Consider the following 19,400-nt stretch of genomic DNA (forward strand, 5'->3'; position numbering starts at 1 on the left):
AGGGAGCCGCATGAGGAATCCGTTGATCAATCAACCCGTTACAGAACATCCGTCGAAAGTCACCCGGCTCAAGGTCCGCTCGGCGGTCACTTTGTTGATTGCCGTGTGCCTGTCGATGGCGCTGATTGTGGTCTGGGAGGCCTGGAGCTCGCGTCAGTACCGCCTGCATGACAAGGAAGTGGCGATGTCCAACCTGGCGCAGACCCTGGCGTCCCAGGCCCAGGCGTCGATCAAGCAGGCCGATACGCTGCTGTACGCGCTGGTCGACCGTCTGGAACACGAAGGTGTCGATGACCACCGTCTGCCGCTGCTGCTCAACGCCCAGCGCGCCGAGCTGAGCCAGATCCACGGCTTGTTCGTCTTCGATGAAAACGGCAAGTGGCTGGCCAACTCCAATGGCGCCGGGCAGACCGGGGTCAACAACTCCGACCGTGAATACTTCATTTTCCATCGCGACAACCCCAGTCGTGGTCCGCACATCGGTCCATCGATCAAGAGCCGTTCGAGCGGCGAGTGGATCCTGACGGTGTCGCGGCGGGTCAATCACCCGGACGGCAGCTTTGCCGGGGTGGCACTGGCGACCATCTACCTCAGCCACTTCCTGCAGCTCTACGACAGCATCGACATGGGCGATGACGGGGTGATCAGCCTGGTTGCCGACAACGCCACCATCATCCTTCGGCGGCCGTTCAAGGAATCGGAAATCGGCACCAGCATTGCCAAGAGCCCGCTGTTCACTGAGTTGTTGCCCAAAGGCGACGCGGGGACGGCCACCATCGTCTCGACCATCGACGGCGTCGAGCGGGTGTTGGGTTATCGCCGGGTCGAGAGTTATCCGTTGATCGCCTTCGCCGCGTTGAACAAGGACGAGATCCTCGACAGTTGGCGCAAGGAAACCCTGTTCAGTGTCGGCATTGTCAGCGTGTTGCTGGCCTTTCTCGGCGTGCTCGGACGGCGCCTGATCAAGCTGATGCAGCGGCAGAACCGGGTGCAGGCCGAGTTGCTGCAAACCCAGGGAAAGCTCATTGAGTCCAATCGCAACCTTGAGGGCCTGGCCCTGGAGGATGCGCTGACCGGCCTGGCCAACCGCCGCCAGCTGGACCTGTTCATCGACGCCGAACTGGGCCGTGCGCGGCGCCACGGCAGCGATCTGGCGCTGTTGATGCTCGATGTCGATCACTTCAAGGCCTACAACGATTGTTATGGGCATCTGACCGGAGACGATTGCCTGCGCCAGGTCAGCGCGATCATCACCGCCAACATCGAGCGCCCCGGTGATCTGGCGGCGCGTTTCGGTGGCGAGGAGTTTGCCGTGGTGCTGCCGGGCACTGACTACGTGGGGGCTTTCCTGGTGGCGGAAAAGATACGCAAGGCGGTGCAGGATGCGGCCATCGCCCACAGCGACAGCCCGCTTGGGGTGATCACGGTCAGCCTCGGGATCAGTGCCTGTGGTACGGACACGCAGATCGAAGCGCAGGCGCTCATCGGCGCGGCGGACAAGGCGCTTTACGTGGCCAAGACCAGCGGCCGTAACATGAGCGTGATTGCCAACTGATCGCCAGCGGACTCAGGCGAAGCGGTCGATGCCCTGAACCAGTTGCGTGGCCAGGTACGACTGCTTGAGTTGTTCCAGCCACCAGCCCAGGGCGCGGCCATCATGATCGCCGCGCCAGCCGGCGTAGAGGATGTTCGGCTCGCGCGGGTCGGCCATCTGTTTTTCCACCAGTGTGCCGTTTTTCAGCAGCGAGCCGACCCGGTGCCGCGGCAGCCAGCCGACCCCGAGCCCATCGCACTGGGCAAGGATTTTCGCGCCCATGGTCGGCACGGCCAGCACGGCTTGCCCGCCGGAGACACCGTAGGTGCTGCCCTCGCTGACCCGCGATGAATCCGCCACCACAATCGCCCGATGTTGCGTGACCATGGCCCGGGTGATCGGCTCTTTGGCCTTGGCCAGCGGGTGTTTGGGCGAGACCGCAAACACCCACTCCATTTCCCCCAACTGCATCCAGCGCAAGCTCGGGATCGCCGGCGGCTCGTTGGTGGCACCGATGATCAGGTCCGCCTGGCCCTCGCGCAGGGCTTCCCAGACACCTTTGAGCACTTCCTGGGTGATGCGCAGCGGCACGCCCGATTGCAGCGCATCGAATTGGCGGATCACCGGGATCAAAGTGTCGAACTCCAGCAGCTCGTCGGTGACGATCCACAAGCGGCTCTCCCAGCCATTGGCCACCTGCTGCACCCGCTGGGTCAGGCGCGAAACGTCCTGCATCAGCCGCGCCGCTTCGTTGACCAGCAACTCACCCGCCGGGGTCAGTTGCAGGCGGTAGCGACGGCGGTCGAACAGCAGCGCATCAAAACGCTCCTCCAGCTGCCGCGCCGCATAAGACACGGTCGACGGCGCCTTGCCCAGCTGCGCGGCGGCACGGGACAGACTGCCGGTTTCGCGGATGGCTTCGAGCAGGGCGAGGTCTTCGGTCGACAGCATGCAGGCAATTCTCGGATCGGCTATCAGGGTGTGCGGCGCATGTTGCGCTGGCGGATCAATCGAAGATAGACCAAGCCATTGATCAGCAGCACCACGCAGCCCAGGACAATCTGGATACCCGGCGTCAGGCCCGCCGGGTAGATCACCGGCAGGATGTAATGCTCGATGAAGCCGCCGCCATAGCCGGTCTGCCCGGCACCCTGGCGCAGGCGGTTTTCCCATTCGGTGAGCGGGCAGGGCAGGTGGAAGAACTCCACCGCCATACCCCACAGCGCCGCCGGTGGGTGCCACCAGATCAGCGGGCGCCACCTGAGTACCAGCAGCCCGCCCAGCACCGCGAACAGAATGAACAGCAGGTGAAACAGCACCAATCCATCGGCGGCGATGCGGTACAGCATGTCGGTGTCCCTGACGGCTGAGCGAATCGCCTCATGTTACCCGTAGCGATCAAAGGCGCTCTATCGAATGTCGTCGCCCAACTCGCGCAATACCTGCTTCAGGCGCTCGACCATGACTTCGCTGCTGCGTTGCATCGGCGCACGCAGTTCATCACCGATCAGGCCTTCAAGGGCCAGGGCGGTTTTCACCGGTGCCGGGTTGGGTTCGATAAACAGGCTGTTGATCAGCGGCAGCAAGCGGAAGAAGGTGGCGCGGCCTTCTGCCAGCCGACCGTCGCGAATCTGCTGGCAGAGCTGCACGAACAGTTCTGGATGCACATGGGCCGAGGCGGCAATCGCGCCTTTGGCCCCCAGGCACAGCGCGTTGAAAATCTGGTTGTCCTCACCACATAACACGTCGACATTGCCGCTGTTCAGCAGTGCCAGGGTGTTGGCCAGGTTGCCGCCGCAATCCTTGATCGCGACGATGCGTTCGTGGGCAACGATGTTGAGCAGCGTCGCCTGTTCGAAGGCCACGCCGGTGCGGTAGGGAATGTCGTAGAGAATCAGCGGCACGCTGGAAGCATCGGCAACGGTGTTGAAAAAGGCTTCAAGGCCGGCCTGGGATGGGCGGATGTAATAGGGCGCCGGCACCAGCAGCCCGGCCACTGGACGCTTGAGAATCTCGCTCTCGAATTGCAGCAGCTCGGTCAGGTTGTTGCCCGCCAGGCCCATGACCACCCGCTCGGCAGGCACCAGTTCCAGCACGGCATCGAGCACCGCCAGTTGTTCGTGCTTGCCCATGGCCGCCGGCTCCCCGGTGGTGCCGCAGACGATGAGACCGTCGACGCCCTTTTCCAGCAGGTGGCTGACCAGGCGGCGCAAACCGACAAAATCGATGGCGCCGTTATGGAACGGCGTGACCAGTGGAACCCAGATACCTTGAAACGATGACATGCACTTTCTCCTGATGGTTGACCGATGTCGTCACCGTCAGGAGTGATCAAGGAGTGAAAGCAAGGGGAGGGTGGTCCGTCGCGCTCAATGTCCTGTCAGCTCATCTGACGGGACAGCGCGCCCCGGTCACATGAGCGACTGTTTCTTCGATTTGAGGGCGTGCGCAACGCAACCTTGCGCCTTGGCAATCAAGCCAATGACGGAAGTGTTGAGGTTGAAGGTTGCGGACATACTTGCTTACACCCTGAGTGAGGCGCCCAGTTTTAAAAGGCGCCGGTGCGTTTGTCAATCACGAAAATCGGCGAACTCGGCGCGCATGCGTCCGTTGTGCTTGGCCTTGTAGAGCAACTGGTCGACCTGTTCGACGAATTCCAGCGCCGTGGCGTGCGCGGAGGCGGCCGTGGTGCCGACGCCGAGGCTGACGCTGAGCAGCTCTGAAACAGCGGAGTGCTCGTGGACGATCTGTTGCTGGCGAATCAGGTTCAGGCATTTGTGCGCCACCAGTCGGGCGGACTCGGCATCGGTTTCCGGCAGCAGCCAGACGAACTCTTCGCCACCGATCCGGGCGATGAAATCCCGTGGTCGATTGGCCGCCCTCGACAGGGTTTGCGCAACGCGACGCAGGCACTCGTCGCCCTTGATGTGGCCGTAGTGGTCGTTGTACTGCTTGAAAAAATCGATATCCAGCACGATCACCGACAGTGGCAGACCGCTGCGTTGGGCATGGCTCCATTCGCGCTCCAGCACCGTGTCGAACATGCGTCGGTTGGCGATGCCGGTCAGGCCGTCCTGGAAGGAATATTCTTCGAGCTGCTTCTGCAGGCGGATCAGGTGTTCTTCGGTTTTCTTGCGTTCGCTGATGTCGAACATGAAGCCGACCAACGCCTCGACCTCACCGTCCTTGCGCACCACGTGCACCACATCGCGGATCCACACGTACTCGCCGCTGTCGGTCAGCGCGCGATAGTCAGCTTCGTGATCGACGCCGGCCCGGGATTGCGAGACGCAGAAATCCACCACGTAGTCGCGATCGTCCGGGTGCATGCGCTCGACCCAGTCGTTGACCGACAGCCAGCTGTCCTGCTGCCAGCCCAGCAATTGCTCGATCTGCGGACCGATGTAGCTGAACGTCATGGTTTTCCAGTCGATGCGCCAGGGGATCGCCCGGGTCGATTCAAGCAGGGTCTTGTACACGTCGCTGTCGGTTTCGATCGAACTCATGAACGGCCGGGCCTCGCTGGAAAAATGCAGCGCCATCATGTTGCTAGCACCGAGCCGAAGCAAGCCACAGCCCGCGGGAAGGCGATGAATGGCCAATTGCGCAAGATTGTTCAAGCCATGGGCCGCCGCAGCTGGCACAGTTTGAGGTCTGTCCCCTGTCTGTAGAACGTCATGTCCAATTCGATCATGCCGCGCAGTGCGTTTCTGCGTGGCGCTGCCGCAATCATGCCGCTGTCCCTGGCCACCGCGCCCTGGGGTCTGCTGGCCGGTTCCATGGCCATCGAGGCCAACCTCACACCCCTGCAAGGTCAGGGTCTGTCCAGCATCGTCTTTGCGGGAGCCGCACAACTGGTGGCCATCGGCATGCTCAAGGGCGGTGCCGGGATCTTTTCGATCCTGCTGACCACTTTGCTGCTGACCTCCCAGCATCTGCTCTACGGGATGAGCATGCGTTCGGTGATTTCACCCTTGCCGGGACGCTGGCGCATCGGTTTGGGCTTCCTGCTGACCGATGAGTTGTTCGCCCTCACCAGCCAGCACGATAAACAACAGTTCAATCGCTGGTACGCGCTGGGTGTCGGCCTGACGTTCTACGTCGCCTGGAACCTGTTCACCCTCGCCGGCATCGTCCTGGGCAGCAGCATTCCGGGGCTGGAACACCTGGGCCTGGATTTTTCCATCGCCGCGACCTTCATCGCCCTGATCACCCCGGTGGTGCGCAACGTGCCAACCGTGGTGTGCGTAGCGGTCTCGCTGTTCTGCTCGGTGTTGTTCAGCTACTGGCAATGGGGTTCGGCGCTGGTGTTGTCGGGGCTGGCGGGCATGACCGCCGGGTTTGTCTGCAATAAATTCCATGGGGGCCGCGCATGATGGTCTGGGCAGTGATTTTCGGTATGGGCGCGTTGGTCTTTCTCAACCGCTATGTCTTCCTCGAACCGCGTTTGCCGGTGCGCCTGAGCAGCAATGCCCGGCAGTTTCTCGGTTTTGCCGTGCCGGGCATGTTGACGGCGATCTGCGGGCCGATCGTGTTCATGCCGGAAAAGCAGCTGAACCTGCACTGGGATAATCCCTACCTGATCAGCTCGCTGGTGGCCGTCGGCCTGGTGCTCTACACGCGCAATACCTTGCTCAGCATGTTGTTGAGCATGGCGTTCTTCTTCGTGCTGCGCTGGTGGCTGTGAGCCGGGGGAGAAAATCTGTTCTACGCTGAAAAGGATGACCGATCCCTTCAGGAAGAGAGGTGAACATGGCCAACGAACCGAAACGTCCGGACCCGGAGGAAGACGTCGAAGACGAACCGACGGAAGAGGAAATCGAACGGCAGAAACGTGCCGAAAAGACCTGGAAACATGACGACAGCAGCGAACTGTCGGAACCTGACCGCAAATTCTGAGCTGCAAGTACGACAAAGCCCCGCCATCGAGCGGGGCTTTGTCGTGATCACCCGTGTTCCGGGACCTCTGGAAATTCGGGGTGGGCTGCACGGTATCCCAATGTCTTGTCGATCCAGGCGTTCAGCTCGTTGACCATCACCGGCGGCCTGCCGGGGTAATGTTCAAGGGTTGAACTGAGGATCTCGTGGATATCGGGAACTGATCGCAAGTTACGGGTTTCTATGTATTGCTTGATAAAGCAAGTGAGTTGGTAGTGCTCCGTCTTTGTAAGATGAATGCACGCCAGACCCACGACTTTGTCGTTGGTATAGTCTTCGCGCAATTTAGTTCTCTGCAAGGCATGTGGTACGAGATTTCCTTAGTGTTGACTCTTTGGTCAACTGTGGGTGTTGCTGGAAATTCGGCGCGAATGCTAGCTGTAGTGACATAAAATGTATGCAATGCGACTCTTTGGTCAGACAAGCGGTACAAACCTTAAAGTCGCTGTGTAAGCGTGTTGAAACACTTGGTGTAACGTTCCGTTATAAGTCTTTGTATATACAACTGTTATTAATGATTACATTGCTGTCGTTATTGATAAGTTCATTTCAGTTCATTGATCAACGACGCGCTCTGGTTCCGCACATTGCCCACCGCCTTGTCGACCCTGTACCACTCAAAAACGTCACTGACCTCGCCCTGGGACAACGCCATCTCTTCGGCGCGTTCCTTGGGGGTGGCCGGGTCGAGCCATTCCCGCGCCAGTTCGGGCGAGAACACCACCGGTCGCCGGTCATGCACATCGAGCATGCCCCCGGCGCTGTCGGCGGTGAGAATCACGAATCCGTCGTGTTCCCTGATGGGCGCACCGCCGATGGGGTATTGGCCGATGGCGGCGCAGAGCACCGGTTTGCGGTCCCGGCGGCGAATCAGCCAGGGTTGCTTGCCAGCCTCGCCGCCATCGACCCATTCGAACCAGTTATCGATCGGACAGATCGCTCGGTGCGGCCAGATCGCCCGGAAGTAGGGGCCGTGGGCGACTTTCTCGACCCGCGCATTGATCGGCGCCACGCGGTCGGTGGCCCAGTGCGGGCGCCAACCCCAGCGCACCGGATCGGCGTGCAGGCGCTCGTTTTCCAGATGCAGCAGGGCCAGTTGTGTGGTGGGCGCGGCGTTGTAGCGCGCCAGGGGTTCGTCGCCGACGTGATTGATCAGCGCGTCGGGGATGCTCAGCACCGCGACGAAATCGTGGATACCGCGGTATTGCGACAGTCGTCCGCACATGGCCTGACACTCGGGTAAAGGCTCGCTGGCCGGAGTCTTCAGTTTAGTTGCTGGCGAGCAATCAGGCGGGCGAGCGGCGGAACCAAAGCCTGTGTACCCTATCCAACCTCGGCCCATTGCACAGGTGGGACGGTGATGGATGAACGGGCGAAGGAATTGCCGTTTGACCCAGTGACCCGAGTGGTCTGGCCCAAGGCAAACAATGAAACAGTGGTTCAAGGCAGTGTTGATGTGCGCCATGGCGGTCGGTCTGCTGGGCTGCATCGCCGCCCCCATCGAAATGACCCCGCAGACTGAACAACGCCTGAGCGCGCAACCGCCCGTGCGCTTCCTGCTGACCTTCGATGATGGCCCCAGTGCCTCCAGTTGGTGGAACCCGACGGTTACCGTGCTCGACAGCCTCAAGCAAAACCCGCTGCAGGCGAACATCAAGGCGGTGTTCTTCGTGCAGACCCGCGCGCCCCGCGCCGGTGGCAGCGACCTCGGCCGGGAGATCATGCGCCGCGAGCACGCCGAGGGGCACATCCTCGGTTTTCATACCGCGACGCCCTGGCACAGCAACCATCGCTCCCTGGACCCGGCAGAATTCGAGCAATCGCTGGTCAACGGCAGCGCCGATATCGCCGCGATCACCGGGGCGCCGCCGGTGTTGCTGCGCCCGCCGTTCTGGAACTACGACAAGCGCACCTTCGCCGCTTATCAGCAACATGGCTTGCACGTGCTGTTGACGGACCTCAGCGCCAACGACGGCAAGATCTGGGGTTTCAACGCCAGCCCGCGACGGCGTTCGCACATGCTGCGCTCGATGTCCGAGGTGCGTGAACGCATTGCCCTGGGCGAGTTACCGGTGGTCGACGGGGTGATCCCGGTGGTGGTGACCTTTCACGACCTGAACCGCTACACCGCCCGGCATACCCGCGAATACCTGCAGATCCTCCTCGACAGCGCCCGGGAGACCGGGGTGAGGGTCGCCGACCAGCCGTTTTATGACGATCGGGCGGCATTGATGCGCGCCGCCATGGCGCGAACCGTCAAGGATGACACCCAGCCGGTGGCGCTGCCGGGCCTGTGGAACTGGATCTGGCGCGGCAATTCAGAGTAATCCGGGTCAAAGTGCGAGCCAGCTAACATTTTTGACGACAGTTGGCTGGCGCAAATTCAGTAAGTGTATCTATGCTGAAACGGATCCAATTCGATCACCTTTCGTCCGAGGCACCGGCCATGCTTCCTATCTCAGTGCTCTGCAATATTGTCGAATCCGGTTTTGAACCCTTGTCCTGCGAGTGCACCGAGAGCCTCGGGTTGTTGCGTATCGAGGTGTACGAGCCAGCCACTGGCCGGGTCGAACTGCTGATCAACGGCGTCTCGACCGCCGAGCTGACCAGCGTGCGCGCCATCTCCGATTTCATTGGCGAATTGCGCACTGAAATGAGCGCCGGTCGCCGGGCCTTCGCCGGCTGACGCGGTTCAGGCGCCGGGCAGCAGCTCATCAATCATGCGCAGACAATGATTCAACCCCGGTGACACATCACCGACCCGCCGACTGAGAATGATCGGTGAGGTCGCGTTGTCTTCCAGCAGAGGCGTGAAACCGATGTCGTCGCGGTGCAGCAATTGCACCGAGGCCGGCACCAGGGTGACGCCGATTCCCGCCCCCACCAGACCGATGGCCGTTTGCAGCTCGTTGGTCCATTGCGCCACATGAATGCTCACCCCACAGGATTCGAACAGTGCGATCACGTGATCGGCATAACTCGGACGGGGGTTGCCGGGGTACAGCACAAAGGGTTCTTTGGCCAGTTGCCGCAGGCTGATGGGGCCGGCCAGCAACGGATGGCCAGCGGGGAGGGCGGCGACCAGGCGATCCTCGGTCAACACGGTCTGAACGATGGCCGGGTCGTCGATACGGATGCGGCCGAAACCGATGTCGATGCGCCCGGCCTTCAGGGCGTGCACCTGTTGCAAGGTGGTCAGTTCCGACAGCCCCAGTTCCAGTTCCAACGGCTCACCGCTGCGCAGGCGGCGGATCAGTTCCGGCAGCACGCCGTACAGGGTCGACGGCGCGAAGCCGATGCCCAGCCAGGTTTTTTCCCCGAGGCCAATACGCCGGGTGTTGTCGCAGACCTTGTTCAGCTGTTCGAGCAGTGCGGTGGAGTGTTCATGGAAGAAACGCCCGGCGTCGGTCAACTTCAGCGGGCGGCCGCGTTCGAGCAGCATCACCCCCAGTTCGTCCTCCAGTTGCTGGATCTGCCGGCTCAGGGGCGGCTGGGCGATGTGCAGGCGCTCGGCGGCGCGGGTGAAGTTGAGGGTCTGAGCCAGCACCTGAAAGTACCGCAGGTGACGCAATTCCATGGGGCCTCCGCATGTCGTATTGAATACCTTTAAGGTATCAAGCCAGACCAATTCTATATTGGCCGCCCGGAAAAAGCCGTATGAGAATCGGAGCCAGAACTCCAAGAACCTGACGGGTATCGAAATGCGTGCAACTGCCATTGAGTCGATCGAGACAATCATCGTCGACCTGCCGACCATCCGCCCGCACAAGCTGGCCATGCACACCATGCAGAACCAGACCCTGGTGATCATCCGTGTGCGTTGCGCCGACGGCATCGAAGGCATCGGCGAATCCACCACCATCGGTGGCCTGGCCTATGGCAATGAAAGCCCGGACAGCATCAAGACCAACATCGACGCACACTTCGCGCCGCTGTTGATCGGCCAGGACAGCAATAACGTCAACGCCGCCATGTTGCGCCTGGAGCGCAGTATCCGTGGCAATACCTTCGCCAAATCCGGTATCGAAACCGCACTGCTCGACGCACTGGGCAAACGCCTGGGCCTGCCGGTCAGCGAGTTGCTTGGCGGCCGTGTTCGCGATGCGCTGCCGGTGGCCTGGACCCTGGCCAGCGGCGACACCGAAAAAGACATCGCCGAAGCGGAAAAAATGCTCGACCTTCGTCGTCACCGCATCTTCAAACTGAAAATCGGCGCCGGCGAAGTCAACCGCGACCTGGCCCACGTCATCGCCATCAAGAAAGCCCTGGGCGATCGCGCCAGTGTGCGGGTCGACGTCAACCAGGCCTGGGACGAAGCGGTAGCACTGCGCGCCTGCCGGATTCTGGGCAGTAATGGCATCGACCTGATCGAGCAGCCGATCTCGCGCAACAACCGCAGCGGCATGGCGCGCCTGAATGCGATGAGCCCGGCGCCGATCATGGCCGATGAATCCATCGAGTGCGTGGAGGACGCGTTTAACCTGGCGCGGGAAGGCGCAGCTTCGGTGTTCGCCCTCAAGATCGCCAAGAACGGTGGCCCGCGTGCCGTACTGCGCACCGCCTCCATCGCCGAAGCGGCCGGCATCGCCCTGTACGGCGGCACCATGCTCGAAGGCGGCATCGGCACCATGGCTTCGGCCCAGGCCTTCGTCACCCTGAACAAACTGGCTTGGGACACCGAGCTGTTCGGCCCGCTGCTGCTGACCGAAGACATTCTCAGCGAGCCGCTGGTGTACCGCGATTTCGAACTGCATGTGCCGAACACACCGGGTCTGGGCCTGAGCCTGGATGAAGAGCGCCTGGCGTTTTTCCGCCGCGACAAGACTTCCACCGCCATTCATCAAGCCTGAGGAGAGCCTTATGCTGTTCCACGTAAAAATGACCGTGAACCTGCCGGTCGACATGAATCCGGAAGCGGCCGCCAAACTCAAGGCGGACGAAAAGGCCCTGGCCTCTCGCCTGCAGGAGCAGGGCAAGTGGCGTCACCTGTGGCGCATCGCCGGGCACTACGCCAACTACAGCGTGTTTGATGTCGACAGCGTTCAGGAACTGCATGACCTGCTGATGCAATTGCCACTGTTTCCGTACATGGCTATCGAAATCGATGCGATGTGCCGTCATCCTTCTTCCATCCGTGACGATGACCGCTGAGCCCAGCCTGCCCAGCTCGCTACGCCAATAATTACAAGATGAGGAACCGATCAACATGAACGTCAAGATTTCCCAGACTGCCGAAGTACAGAAATTCCTTGAAGAGGCCAGCGGCCTGCACAACGATGGCGGCAGCCCGCGCGCCAAGGCGTTGATTCACCGCATCCTCAAGGATTCGGTGGCGATCATCGAAGACCTGGCAGTGACTCCGGAAGAATTCTGGAAAGCGGTCAACTACCTCAACGTACTGGGTGCACGCCAGGAAGCCGGGCTGATCGTCGCCGGTTTGGGCCTGGAGCATTACCTCGACCTGCTGATGGATGCCCAGGACGAGCAAGCCGGCAAGACCGGCGGCACCCCGCGCACCATCGAAGGCCCGCTGTATGTGGCCGGCGCACCGCTGTCCGAGGGCGAAGCGCGTCTGGACGATGGCGTCGACCCGGGCGTCAACCTGTTCATGCAGGGCCGTGTGTTCAACACCGCCGGCGAACCTCTGGCCGGTGCGGTGGTGGACGTGTGGCACGCCAACACCGGTGGCACCTACTCGTACTTCGACACCACGCAATCGGAATACAACCTGCGTCGCCGTATCGTCACCGACGCTGAAGGTCGCTACCGTTTCCGCAGCATCGTGCCGTCGGGCTACGGCTGCCCACCGGACGGTCCGACCCAGCAACTGCTCGATCAACTGGGCCGTCACGGCCAGCGCCCGGCGCACATCCACTTCTTCATCTCTGCGCCGGATCATCGCCACCTGACCACCCAGATCAACCTGGATGGCGATCAATACCTGCACGACGACTTTGCCTACGCCACCCGTGACGAGCTGATCGCCAAGATCACTTTCAGCGACGACCAGCAACGTGCTGCCGCCCATGGCGTGAGCGGTCGTTTTGCCGAAATCGAGTTCGATTTCACCCTGCAGGGCTCGGCCCAGCCTGAGGAGCAGCAGCGTCAGGAGCGTGTGCGCGCCCTCGAGGACTGATATCGATTCGGTATCGACCTTGTGGGAGCGAGCTTGCTCGCGAAGGGGACATCAGCTTCAACATCATGTTGACTGACACACCCCCTTCGCGAGCAAGCTCGCTCCCACAGGGTATTTTGTGTAACTGGATTTGAGTGAGTTGGCATCACGCTGCCAGCACTGTCTTAGAATGGCCCGACGTACACCATAAAAATAACGAGAGTGACCTGATGATGAACGCGCAACTGTTGAGCCAGCACAGCAGGGTGTTCGACCAAGCCGACCCCTATGCGGTGTCGGATTACGTCAATCAGCATGTCGGTAACCACAGCATTCTGATGCCTCGCGCCGGCCGTCCGCTGGCCAGCCTGGGCCATCGCAAATTCGCCAGCCTCGACCTCTGCCGCATCAGCTATGGCGCCAGTGTGCGGGTCAGATCAGGCGCCCTGGAAAACATCTACCACCTGCAAGTGTTGCTGCGCGGTAACTGCCTGTGGCGCGGTTACGGTCAGGAACATTACTTTGCGCCGGGTGAACTGCTGCTGATCAACCCCGATGATCCGGTGGACCTGACGTACTCCGACGATTGCGAGAAATTCATCCTCAAGGTGCCCACCCGCCTGTTCGAAACAGTCTGCGACGAGCAACGCTGGCGTTATCCGGGGCAGGGCGTGCGGTTCCTGGAAAACCGCTATCAACTGAACGAGCTGGAAGGCTTCATCAACCTGCTGGCGATGATCTGCCAGGAGGCCGAAGCCAGTGAGCAGGTGCCCCGGGTGCAGGAGCACTACACGCAAATCATCGTCAGCAAGATGCTCAGCCTGATGAAGACCAACGTCAGCCGCCTGAGTCCTGGCTCGCAGACCATGACCTTCGAGGCCATCGCCGACTACATCGCCCAGCATCTCAAGCAGGACATCGACAGTGATGAGCTGGCCCGTCAGGCGAGCATGAGCCTGCGTTCGCTGTACGGCCTGTTCGAGCGCCATGCCGGGCAGACGCCGAAGAACTACGTGCGGCAGAAACGCCTGGAACGCATTCACGCCTGCTTGAGCGACCCGACCTGCAACGTGCGCAACGTCACCGAAGTGGCAATGGACTATGGCTTCCTGCATTTGGGCAGGTTTTCCGACAGTTATCGCAAGCAGTTTGGCGAGTTGCCTTCGGATACCCTCAAGCGGCGGCATTGATCCAAACCGGCGGCAATACACGTTGGTGAGATACGGTCTGTGTAAAGGTGCATCCTGTGGCGAGGGAGCTTGTCGGATCGCCGCACCGTCCCGTCCGGCTGCGCAGCCGTCGTAAATATGGAGGATGCGGTTCATCTGAATCACTGCGATCTCAGGATTCTGGGGCCGCTTCGCAGCCCAACGGGAGCAAGCTCCCTCGCCACAAAAGCTTCTCCTCAACTGAGGCTCCCCGCACTTCAGGTATTGCACAAAACGGATAAAGGTCTGCACCCCGCGGATAGTCCGGCGCTTCGCCCCCTCCTAGCATGGCCTTGCCTGAAATAAAAACAATGGAGGCGGCGGCCATGACCCTGCGACCCGAATACCTTCACTCCCTGCTTGAAGACAATCCTGAGCAAGGCATCTATCGCTGCAAGCGCGAGATGTTCACCGATCCGCGCCTGTTCGATCTGGAGATGGAACACATCTTCGAAGGCAACTGGTTGTATCTGGCGCATGAAAGCCAGATCCCCAACAAAAACGATTTCTACACCACCACCATGGGGCGCCAGTCGATCTTCATCGCGCGCAACAAGGACGGTGAACTGAACGCCTTCATCAACGCCTGCAGCCACCGCGGCGCGATGCTTTGCCGGCACAAGTCCGGCAACAAGAGCTCCTACACCTGCCCGTTCCACGGCTGGACCTTCAACAACTCCGGCAAGCTGCTCAAGGTCAAGGACCCGGCCAACGCGGGTTACCCGTCGAGCTTCAATTGCGAAGGCTCCCACGACCTGACTCGCGTCGCGCGTTTCGAATCCTACCGAGGCTTTCTGTTCGGCAGTCTGAAGGCCGATGTGGTGCCGCTGGTCGAGCACCTGGGCGAATCGGCGAAGATCATCGACATGATCGTCGACCAGTCCGTCGATGGCCTGGAAGTGCTGCGCGGTTCCTCCAGCTACATCTACGAAGGCAACTGGAAACTCACGGCGGAAAACGGCGCCGACGGCTATCACGTCAGCTCCGTGCACTGGAACTACGCCGCCACCCAGAACCAGCGCAAGCAGCGCGAGGCCGGTGACGAAAACCCGACCATGAGCGCCGGCAGCTGGGCCAAGCAGGGCGGTGGTTTCTACTCCTTCGACAAAGGCCACATGCTGCTCTGGACCCGTTGGGCCAACCCCGAGGACCGTCCGCTGTACGAGCGTCGCGACGAGCTGGCCCGGGATTTCGGCAAGGCGCGCGCTGACTGGATGATCGAGAACTCGCGCAACCTGTGCCTGTACCCGAACGTCTACCTGATGGACCAGTTCAGCTCGCAGATCCGCATCGCCCGGCCGATTTCGGTGAACCGCACGGAAATCACCATTTACTGCATCGCCCCCAAAGGCGAAAGCGACCAGGCGCGGTCGAGCCGGATTCGCCAGTACGAGGACTTCTTCAACGTCAGCGGCATGGCCACCCCGGATGACCTGGAGGAATTCCGGTCCTGCCAGACCGGTTATCAAGGCAGCGTCACCACCTGGAACGACATGTCCCGTGGGGCCGAGCACTGGGTCGAGGGCGCCGATGAGGCCGCGCAGGAAATCGACTTGCACCCATTGCTCAGCGGTGTGCGCACCGAAGACGAAGGCCTGTTCGTACTGCAGCACAAGTACTGGCAGCAGACCATGCTCAAGGCCCTGGCCGCCGAGCAGTCGAAATTGATCGCCGTGGAGGACGTGCAATGAGCATTTCTTACGATGCAGTGCGCGACTTCCTCTACCGCGAAGCACGCTACCTCGATGACCGTCAGTGGGACGAATGGCTGGAGCTGTACGCCCCGGACGCGACTTTCTGGATGCCGTCCTGGGACGACAATGACGAATTGACCGAAGACCCGCAGCGGGAAATCTCGCTGATCTGGTACGGCAACCGCACCGGCCTCGAAGACCGCATCTTCCGCATCAAGACCGAGCGTTCCAGCGCCAGCGTGCCGGACACCCGCACTTCGCACAACATCAGCAATATCGAGCTGCTCGAACAGGCCGACGGGCTGTGTCAGGTGCGCTTCAACTGGCACACCCTGAGCTTTCGCTACAAGACCGTCGACAGCTATTTCGGCAGCAGTTTCTACACCCTCGATGTGCGTGGTGAAAACCCACTGATCAAGGCCAAGAAAGTGATCCTGAAGAACGACTACGTTCGTCAGGTCATCGATATCTATCACCTGTGAGACCGCGGTCATGACCCATTCCATCGCATTCAATTTCGAAGACGGCGTCACCCGCTTCATTGACGCAGCGGCCGGTGAAACCGTGGCCGACGCCGCCTACCGCCAGGGCATCAATATTCCGCTGGACTGCCGCGACGGCGCCTGCGGCACCTGCAAGTGTTTCGCCGAGGCCGGCCAGTACGATCTGGGTGAGGAATACATCGACGATGCCTTGAGCGCCGAAGAAGCCGAACAGGGTTTTGTGCTGACCTGCCAGATGCGCGCCCAGTCCGATTGCGTGGTGCGCGTACCGGCTTCCTCCGAGGTTTGCCGTACCCGCCAGGCCAGTTACGACGCGACCATCAGCGCCGTGCGGCAGCTGTCCGACAGCACCATTGCCTTGTCGATCAAGGGCGAGGCGCTGAGCAAATTGGCGTTCCTGCCGGGGCAGTACGTGAACCTGGGGATACCCGGCAGCGAGCAGACCCGTGCGTACTCGTTCAGCTCGTTGCAGCGCGATGGCGAGGTCAGCTTCCTGATCCGCAACGTGCCCGGCGGCCTGATGAGCAGTTTTCTCACCGGCATGGCCAAGGCGGGTGACAGCATGAGCCTGGCCGGTCCCCTGGGCAGTTTCTACCTGCGCGATATTCGCCGGCCACTGTTGTTGCTGGCCGGTGGCACAGGCCTGGCACCGTTCACCGCGATGCTGGAGAAAATCGCCGAGCAGGGCAGCGCACACCCGTTGCATCTGATCTACGGCGTGACCAACGACTTCGACCTGGTGGAACTCGACCGTCTCGAAGCCTTCGCCGCACGCATCCCCAATTTCACCTTCAGTGCCTGCGTCGCCAGCCCGGACAGCCAGCACCCGCTCAAGGGCTATGTGACCCAGCACATCGAACCCAAGCACCTGAACGAAGGCGACGTCGACGTCTACCTGTGCGGCCCGCCGCCGATGGTCGAGGCGGTCAGCCAGTTCATTCGCGAACAAGGCATCGCCCCGGCGAACTTCTATTACGAGAAATTCGCCGCCAGCGCGGCGTGAGCAACGCTTCTGTGGGAGCGAGCCTGATCCCACAGGACCGCGTTGCAGCCGGCTTCATTTTTTCATGAGGTACACATGAACAGATTCCAGGACAAAGTGGCACTGATCACCGGCGCCGCCCAGGGCATCGGTCGGCGGGTGGCCGAACGCATGGCGGCACAGGGGGCGAAACTGATTCTGGTGGATCGCGCCGAGCTGGTGTTTGAGGTGCAGCAGGAACTGGCAGCGTTCAGCGAGGTGCTGGCGCTGACCGCGGACCTCGAGCAATACGAGGAGTGCAGCCGGGTGATGCAAATTGCCGTCGAACGCTTCGGGCGTCTCGATGTGCTGATCAACAACGTCGGCGGCACCATCTGGGCCAAGCCGTTCGAGCACTACGAAGCCGGGCAGATCGAGGCTGAGGTGCGCCGCTCACTGTTCCCGACACTGTGGTGCTGCCATGCCGCACTGCCGTTCATGCTGGAGCAGGGCAGTGGCGCCATCGTCAACGTGTCTTCCATCGCCACCCGCAGCATCAACCGCGTGCCGTACGGCGCGGCGAAGGGTGGGGTGAACGCGTTGACCGCTTGCCTGGCGTTCGAGACCGCCGGTCGCGGCGTGCGGGTCAACGCCACCGCGCCCGGTGGCACTGAAGCACCCGCGCGGCGCATTCCGCGCAACGCTGCCGAGCAGAGCGAACAGGAAAAAGTCTGGTACCAGCAGATCGTCGATCAAACCATCGACAGCAGCCTGATGAAGCGCTACGGCACACTGGACGAGCAGACAGACGCTATCCTGTTTCTGGCCAGCGACGAGGCGTCCTACATCACCGGCATGGTCATGCCCGTGGGCGGTGGCGATCAGGGCTGACAATGTCAGATTACAAGCGACGCTGAAACGTCCTCAGGATGCTGAGTGCGGCATCGCTGATGTTCAGATTGTGCACCGAGTCCAGCGGGTGCCAGATGCAGTCGGCGATTTCATTCTGCGGCCGGGCCTGATCGAGGTTCAGCACCGACACCTCGTAGACGTGGTGTCGGGTGCCACCCGAATCCAGCACCATCAGGTACACCAATTCGTCGACAATCAGGCTGGTTTCTTCCTGCAGTTCGCGAATGGCCGCGTTGGGCACGGTTTCATCCCGTTCGACCTTGCCTCCGGGCAGCGTCCAGCGGCTCTCGGGCTTTCGCACCAACAGCACTCGTCTGTCCTGCTCGCAAATGACGGTCGCGCGTATTTTCATCGGTTACCGGGGTTGGCTGGTCCTTGATCAGGCAGCGTCAGGGGAGGGCCTTTTGCGCCGCCATCGAAGTAGTTTGAGCGGCGAATGTGACGGAAAGTGCAGCCACACCGAAGGAATTTTCGCGACGACGGCTGGTCGGTACTTTTGAGGAGGGGAGGCGTAAGGTAGCGCCTCTACCTGATTTCACTGCCGTAAAAGGAGGTGACCATGAGCGTACCGATGCTGAACAAGATGCACATGAACGGGTATGACGTACTCAGCGTCAACAACGGCCCCTGGCGGGTCTGCACCCAGGGTGATCGGCTGGGTTCGTTCGACAGTCGGGAAGAGGCGCTGGCCTTTGCCGCGTCGTTGCCTGGCTATCGGGCCAGGGCCGGCAAGCCTGCGGGCGGCCATCACGCCAAATGAAGCAAGCCTCAAGCCCCGGTTTTCCGGGGCTTTTTCATGTCAGCGCTAATAACCGCCGCCACTGGCGTGATGGGAAGGGTGCATTTCCTTTTCCTGAATGCGGCTCCATTCCGGGCAGCTCAGGAAACTGGTGTGGTCCACCAGGCCACGGTTATCGAAGCTGACGTTGAAGTTCTGTTGATGACCATCCTGCGTCAACTTGTAGTCAAAGCAGGTACCGGGCACGGCGGTGCGTGTGCTGATCGCCAATGGCGGGCCACCAATTTGCTGAACCTGCTCCTTGGTCATGCCTTCATCGACTTTTGCGACCAGCGGCTGATTGTCGTACATGGACGTCGCGCTGCAACCTGCCAAAGCTGTCAGCGCAAGAACCACTATGTACACGGGCCTGTTCATGGGGTGCTCCTGCTACTGCGCCTTGTTGCGGCTGATGACCTTGGCTTTCACTTCTTCAGCGTAGCCGGCCAGCTTTTCCTCATCGCCTTGAAACAATGAGCACAGGCGTTCGATGGCTTGCGCATCGACCTCATTGCCTGCCTGGCGCAGTTGCTGTTCGAGACGCCTGAGTTCCACCACCGACCAGCGCAGATCCGACGCCAGCCCTTGCAGATCGCGTCGCAGTTCCTGTTCGAATTCGTTAAGCCACATATTGACCTCCTGACAGCTGCGTCAGGCCATTTTAGACCCGGTTTCGCAGGCAGGGCGGGGTGTTCGTCCGATCCGCAGCCGAAGCTGTGGAACTTAACGACACTGCCGATATCAATGTGTGTCGCTG

The 19,400-nt window shown here is 61.1% G+C and carries 25 protein-coding genes; 15 read left to right on the forward strand and 10 right to left on the reverse strand.

The window, feature by feature from the left end:
* Nucleotides 1-10 precede the first annotated feature (10 nt).
* The gene (locus EIY72_RS07860; RefSeq protein ID WP_093218487.1) at nucleotides 11-1,555 is read left to right on the forward strand and encodes a sensor domain-containing diguanylate cyclase; all 1,545 of its coding nucleotides are present in this window, start codon (nucleotides 11-13) and stop codon (nucleotides 1,553-1,555) included.
* Between the two features lie 12 nt (nucleotides 1,556-1,567).
* Here EIY72_RS07860 and EIY72_RS07865 read toward each other — a convergent pair whose 3' ends face one another.
* From EIY72_RS07865 to EIY72_RS07880, 4 genes are all read right to left on the reverse strand, one after another.
* Nucleotides 1,568-2,485 (reverse strand): LysR family transcriptional regulator, encoded by a 918-nt coding sequence (locus tag EIY72_RS07865; RefSeq protein ID WP_093218488.1) that lies wholly within the window; start codon nucleotides 2,483-2,485, stop codon nucleotides 1,568-1,570.
* A 23-nt stretch (nucleotides 2,486-2,508) separates the two neighbouring features.
* A complete protein-coding gene (locus tag EIY72_RS07870) occupies nucleotides 2,509-2,883 on the reverse strand; it encodes a DUF2784 domain-containing protein (protein WP_093218489.1) in 375 nt (124 codons plus the stop codon).
* 60 nt (nucleotides 2,884-2,943) lie between these two features.
* Nucleotides 2,944-3,819 (reverse strand): 4-hydroxy-tetrahydrodipicolinate synthase, encoded by an 876-nt coding sequence (dapA, locus tag EIY72_RS07875; RefSeq protein WP_093218490.1) that lies wholly within the window; start codon nucleotides 3,817-3,819, stop codon nucleotides 2,944-2,946.
* A gap of 285 nt (nucleotides 3,820-4,104) precedes the next feature.
* Nucleotides 4,105-5,040 carry a GGDEF domain-containing protein gene (locus EIY72_RS07880; protein WP_093230408.1) on the reverse strand — a complete coding sequence of 312 codons (936 nt, stop codon included), beginning with the start codon at nucleotides 5,038-5,040 and terminating at the stop codon, nucleotides 4,105-4,107.
* 171 nt (nucleotides 5,041-5,211) lie between these two features.
* On the opposite strand from EIY72_RS07880, the gene EIY72_RS07885 reads away from it, so the two are divergent.
* The 3 genes from EIY72_RS07885 (at nucleotide 5,212) to EIY72_RS29870 (ending at nucleotide 6,433) form a co-directional block, all read left to right on the forward strand.
* Entirely contained in the window at nucleotides 5,212-5,910 is a 699-nt protein-coding gene (locus EIY72_RS07885) for an AzlC family ABC transporter permease (protein ID WP_093218491.1), read from the forward strand.
* Nucleotides 5,910-6,221 (forward strand): AzlD domain-containing protein, encoded by a 312-nt coding sequence (locus tag EIY72_RS07890; protein ID WP_093230411.1) that lies wholly within the window; start codon nucleotides 5,910-5,912, stop codon nucleotides 6,219-6,221. Before EIY72_RS07885 ends, EIY72_RS07890 begins: the two co-directional genes overlap by 1 nt.
* 65 nt (nucleotides 6,222-6,286) lie before the next feature.
* Nucleotides 6,287-6,433, forward strand: coding sequence for a hypothetical protein (locus EIY72_RS29870; RefSeq protein ID WP_165939589.1), 147 nt, complete (start codon nucleotides 6,287-6,289; stop codon nucleotides 6,431-6,433).
* Between the two features lie 47 nt (nucleotides 6,434-6,480).
* Here EIY72_RS29870 and EIY72_RS07895 read toward each other — a convergent pair whose 3' ends face one another.
* Together EIY72_RS07895 and EIY72_RS07900 are read right to left on the reverse strand one after the other, a co-directional pair.
* On the reverse strand, nucleotides 6,481-6,756 hold the full coding sequence (locus tag EIY72_RS07895; RefSeq protein WP_093218493.1) for a hypothetical protein: 276 nt from the start codon (nucleotides 6,754-6,756) through the stop codon (nucleotides 6,481-6,483).
* Nucleotides 6,757-7,016: 260 nt separating this feature from the next.
* Nucleotides 7,017-7,697 carry an SOS response-associated peptidase family protein gene (locus EIY72_RS07900; protein ID WP_093218498.1) on the reverse strand — a complete coding sequence of 227 codons (681 nt, stop codon included), beginning with the start codon at nucleotides 7,695-7,697 and terminating at the stop codon, nucleotides 7,017-7,019.
* Between the two features lie 202 nt (nucleotides 7,698-7,899).
* On the opposite strand from EIY72_RS07900, the gene EIY72_RS07905 reads away from it, so the two are divergent.
* On the forward strand, nucleotides 7,900-8,799 hold the full coding sequence (locus tag EIY72_RS07905) for a polysaccharide deacetylase family protein (RefSeq protein WP_093218499.1): 900 nt from the start codon (nucleotides 7,900-7,902) through the stop codon (nucleotides 8,797-8,799).
* 119 nt (nucleotides 8,800-8,918) lie between these two features.
* Entirely contained in the window at nucleotides 8,919-9,158 is a 240-nt protein-coding gene (locus tag EIY72_RS07910) for a DUF1652 domain-containing protein (RefSeq protein WP_093230414.1), read from the forward strand.
* A 6-nt stretch (nucleotides 9,159-9,164) separates the two neighbouring features.
* Here the strand turns inward: EIY72_RS07910 and EIY72_RS07915 are convergent, their stop codons facing one another.
* Entirely contained in the window at nucleotides 9,165-10,049 is an 885-nt protein-coding gene (locus EIY72_RS07915; RefSeq protein WP_093218500.1) for a LysR family transcriptional regulator, read from the reverse strand.
* 124 nt (nucleotides 10,050-10,173) lie between these two features.
* Between EIY72_RS07915 and EIY72_RS07920 the strand changes: the two genes are divergently transcribed.
* The 8 genes from EIY72_RS07920 (at nucleotide 10,174) to EIY72_RS07955 (ending at nucleotide 17,844) form a co-directional block, all read left to right on the forward strand.
* The gene (locus EIY72_RS07920) at nucleotides 10,174-11,322 is read left to right on the forward strand and encodes a muconate cycloisomerase family protein (RefSeq protein ID WP_162276439.1); all 1,149 of its coding nucleotides are present in this window, start codon (nucleotides 10,174-10,176) and stop codon (nucleotides 11,320-11,322) included.
* 10 nt (nucleotides 11,323-11,332) lie between these two features.
* Nucleotides 11,333-11,623 (forward strand): muconolactone Delta-isomerase, encoded by a 291-nt coding sequence (gene catC / locus EIY72_RS07925; RefSeq protein ID WP_093218508.1) that lies wholly within the window; start codon nucleotides 11,333-11,335, stop codon nucleotides 11,621-11,623.
* Between the two features lie 55 nt (nucleotides 11,624-11,678).
* On the forward strand, nucleotides 11,679-12,608 hold the full coding sequence (gene catA, locus EIY72_RS07930; protein ID WP_093218511.1) for a catechol 1,2-dioxygenase: 930 nt from the start codon (nucleotides 11,679-11,681) through the stop codon (nucleotides 12,606-12,608).
* A gap of 209 nt (nucleotides 12,609-12,817) precedes the next feature.
* The gene (locus EIY72_RS07935; RefSeq protein WP_093218514.1) at nucleotides 12,818-13,777 is read left to right on the forward strand and encodes an AraC family transcriptional regulator; all 960 of its coding nucleotides are present in this window, start codon (nucleotides 12,818-12,820) and stop codon (nucleotides 13,775-13,777) included.
* A 344-nt stretch (nucleotides 13,778-14,121) separates the two neighbouring features.
* Nucleotides 14,122-15,486, forward strand: a complete 1,365-nt coding sequence (gene benA, locus EIY72_RS07940) for a benzoate 1,2-dioxygenase large subunit (RefSeq protein ID WP_093218515.1) — start codon at nucleotides 14,122-14,124, stop codon at nucleotides 15,484-15,486.
* Nucleotides 15,483-15,971 carry a benzoate 1,2-dioxygenase small subunit gene (gene benB, locus EIY72_RS07945; protein WP_093218516.1) on the forward strand — a complete coding sequence of 163 codons (489 nt, stop codon included), beginning with the start codon at nucleotides 15,483-15,485 and terminating at the stop codon, nucleotides 15,969-15,971. The genes benA and benB overlap by 4 nt, the downstream gene beginning before the upstream one ends.
* A 10-nt stretch (nucleotides 15,972-15,981) precedes the next feature.
* On the forward strand, nucleotides 15,982-16,995 hold the full coding sequence (gene benC / locus EIY72_RS07950; protein WP_093218523.1) for a benzoate 1,2-dioxygenase electron transfer component BenC: 1,014 nt from the start codon (nucleotides 15,982-15,984) through the stop codon (nucleotides 16,993-16,995).
* Nucleotides 16,996-17,070: 75 nt separating this feature from the next.
* Nucleotides 17,071-17,844 carry a 1,6-dihydroxycyclohexa-2,4-diene-1-carboxylate dehydrogenase gene (locus tag EIY72_RS07955; protein ID WP_093218524.1) on the forward strand — a complete coding sequence of 258 codons (774 nt, stop codon included), beginning with the start codon at nucleotides 17,071-17,073 and terminating at the stop codon, nucleotides 17,842-17,844.
* A gap of 10 nt (nucleotides 17,845-17,854) precedes the next feature.
* Here the strand turns inward: EIY72_RS07955 and EIY72_RS07960 are convergent, their stop codons facing one another.
* A complete protein-coding gene (locus tag EIY72_RS07960) occupies nucleotides 17,855-18,217 on the reverse strand; it encodes an NUDIX hydrolase (RefSeq protein WP_093218526.1) in 363 nt (120 codons plus the stop codon).
* Nucleotides 18,218-18,424: 207 nt separating this feature from the next.
* On the opposite strand from EIY72_RS07960, the gene EIY72_RS07965 reads away from it, so the two are divergent.
* Complete coding sequence (locus tag EIY72_RS07965; RefSeq protein WP_093218527.1) at nucleotides 18,425-18,625, forward strand: SPOR domain-containing protein; 201 nt, start codon at nucleotides 18,425-18,427, stop codon at nucleotides 18,623-18,625.
* Between the two features lie 45 nt (nucleotides 18,626-18,670).
* Here the strand turns inward: EIY72_RS07965 and osmE are convergent, their stop codons facing one another.
* Nucleotides 18,671-19,021 (reverse strand): osmotically-inducible lipoprotein OsmE, encoded by a 351-nt coding sequence (gene osmE / locus EIY72_RS07970; protein ID WP_093218529.1) that lies wholly within the window; start codon nucleotides 19,019-19,021, stop codon nucleotides 18,671-18,673.
* Nucleotides 19,022-19,033: 12 nt separating this feature from the next.
* The gene (locus tag EIY72_RS07975) at nucleotides 19,034-19,273 is read right to left on the reverse strand and encodes a hypothetical protein (protein WP_093218531.1); all 240 of its coding nucleotides are present in this window, start codon (nucleotides 19,271-19,273) and stop codon (nucleotides 19,034-19,036) included.
* Nucleotides 19,274-19,400: the final 127 nt, after the last annotated feature.

The sequence above is a fragment of the Pseudomonas vancouverensis genome (genome assembly GCF_004348895.1).
GTDB lineage: Bacteria > Pseudomonadota > Gammaproteobacteria > Pseudomonadales > Pseudomonadaceae > Aquipseudomonas > Aquipseudomonas vancouverensis.

Bases quoted from the DNA above. Each gene is read 5' to 3' on its own strand.
- EIY72_RS07860 (WP_093218487.1), top strand. From the start codon at position 11: ATGAGGAATCCGTTGATCAATCAACCCGTTACAGAACATCCGTCGAAA.
- EIY72_RS07865 (WP_093218488.1), bottom strand. From the start codon at position 2,485: ATGCTGTCGACCGAAGACCTCGCCCTGCTCGAAGCCATCCGCGAAACC.
- EIY72_RS07870 (WP_093218489.1), bottom strand. From the start codon at position 2,883: ATGCTGTACCGCATCGCCGCCGATGGATTGGTGCTGTTTCACCTGCTG.
- dapA (WP_093218490.1), bottom strand. From the start codon at position 3,819: ATGTCATCGTTTCAAGGTATCTGGGTTCCACTGGTCACGCCGTTCCAT.
- EIY72_RS07880 (WP_093230408.1), bottom strand. From the start codon at position 5,040: ATGAGTTCGATCGAAACCGACAGCGACGTGTACAAGACCCTGCTTGAA.
- EIY72_RS07885 (WP_093218491.1), top strand. From the start codon at position 5,212: ATGTCCAATTCGATCATGCCGCGCAGTGCGTTTCTGCGTGGCGCTGCC.
- EIY72_RS07890 (WP_093230411.1), top strand. From the start codon at position 5,910: ATGGTCTGGGCAGTGATTTTCGGTATGGGCGCGTTGGTCTTTCTCAAC.
- EIY72_RS29870 (WP_165939589.1), top strand. From the start codon at position 6,287: ATGGCCAACGAACCGAAACGTCCGGACCCGGAGGAAGACGTCGAAGAC.
- EIY72_RS07900 (WP_093218498.1), bottom strand. From the start codon at position 7,697: ATGTGCGGACGACTGTCGCAATACCGCGGTATCCACGATTTCGTCGCG.
- EIY72_RS07905 (WP_093218499.1), top strand. From the start codon at position 7,900: ATGAAACAGTGGTTCAAGGCAGTGTTGATGTGCGCCATGGCGGTCGGT.
- EIY72_RS07910 (WP_093230414.1), top strand. From the start codon at position 8,919: ATGCTTCCTATCTCAGTGCTCTGCAATATTGTCGAATCCGGTTTTGAA.
- EIY72_RS07915 (WP_093218500.1), bottom strand. From the start codon at position 10,049: ATGGAATTGCGTCACCTGCGGTACTTTCAGGTGCTGGCTCAGACCCTC.
- EIY72_RS07920 (WP_162276439.1), top strand. From the start codon at position 10,174: ATGCGTGCAACTGCCATTGAGTCGATCGAGACAATCATCGTCGACCTG.
- catC (WP_093218508.1), top strand. From the start codon at position 11,333: ATGCTGTTCCACGTAAAAATGACCGTGAACCTGCCGGTCGACATGAAT.
- catA (WP_093218511.1), top strand. From the start codon at position 11,679: ATGAACGTCAAGATTTCCCAGACTGCCGAAGTACAGAAATTCCTTGAA.
- EIY72_RS07935 (WP_093218514.1), top strand. From the start codon at position 12,818: ATGATGAACGCGCAACTGTTGAGCCAGCACAGCAGGGTGTTCGACCAA.
- benA (WP_093218515.1), top strand. From the start codon at position 14,122: ATGACCCTGCGACCCGAATACCTTCACTCCCTGCTTGAAGACAATCCT.
- benB (WP_093218516.1), top strand. From the start codon at position 15,483: ATGAGCATTTCTTACGATGCAGTGCGCGACTTCCTCTACCGCGAAGCA.
- benC (WP_093218523.1), top strand. From the start codon at position 15,982: ATGACCCATTCCATCGCATTCAATTTCGAAGACGGCGTCACCCGCTTC.
- EIY72_RS07955 (WP_093218524.1), top strand. From the start codon at position 17,071: ATGAACAGATTCCAGGACAAAGTGGCACTGATCACCGGCGCCGCCCAG.
- EIY72_RS07960 (WP_093218526.1), bottom strand. From the start codon at position 18,217: ATGAAAATACGCGCGACCGTCATTTGCGAGCAGGACAGACGAGTGCTG.
- EIY72_RS07965 (WP_093218527.1), top strand. From the start codon at position 18,425: ATGAGCGTACCGATGCTGAACAAGATGCACATGAACGGGTATGACGTA.
- osmE (WP_093218529.1), bottom strand. From the start codon at position 19,021: ATGAACAGGCCCGTGTACATAGTGGTTCTTGCGCTGACAGCTTTGGCA.
- EIY72_RS07975 (WP_093218531.1), bottom strand. From the start codon at position 19,273: ATGTGGCTTAACGAATTCGAACAGGAACTGCGACGCGATCTGCAAGGG.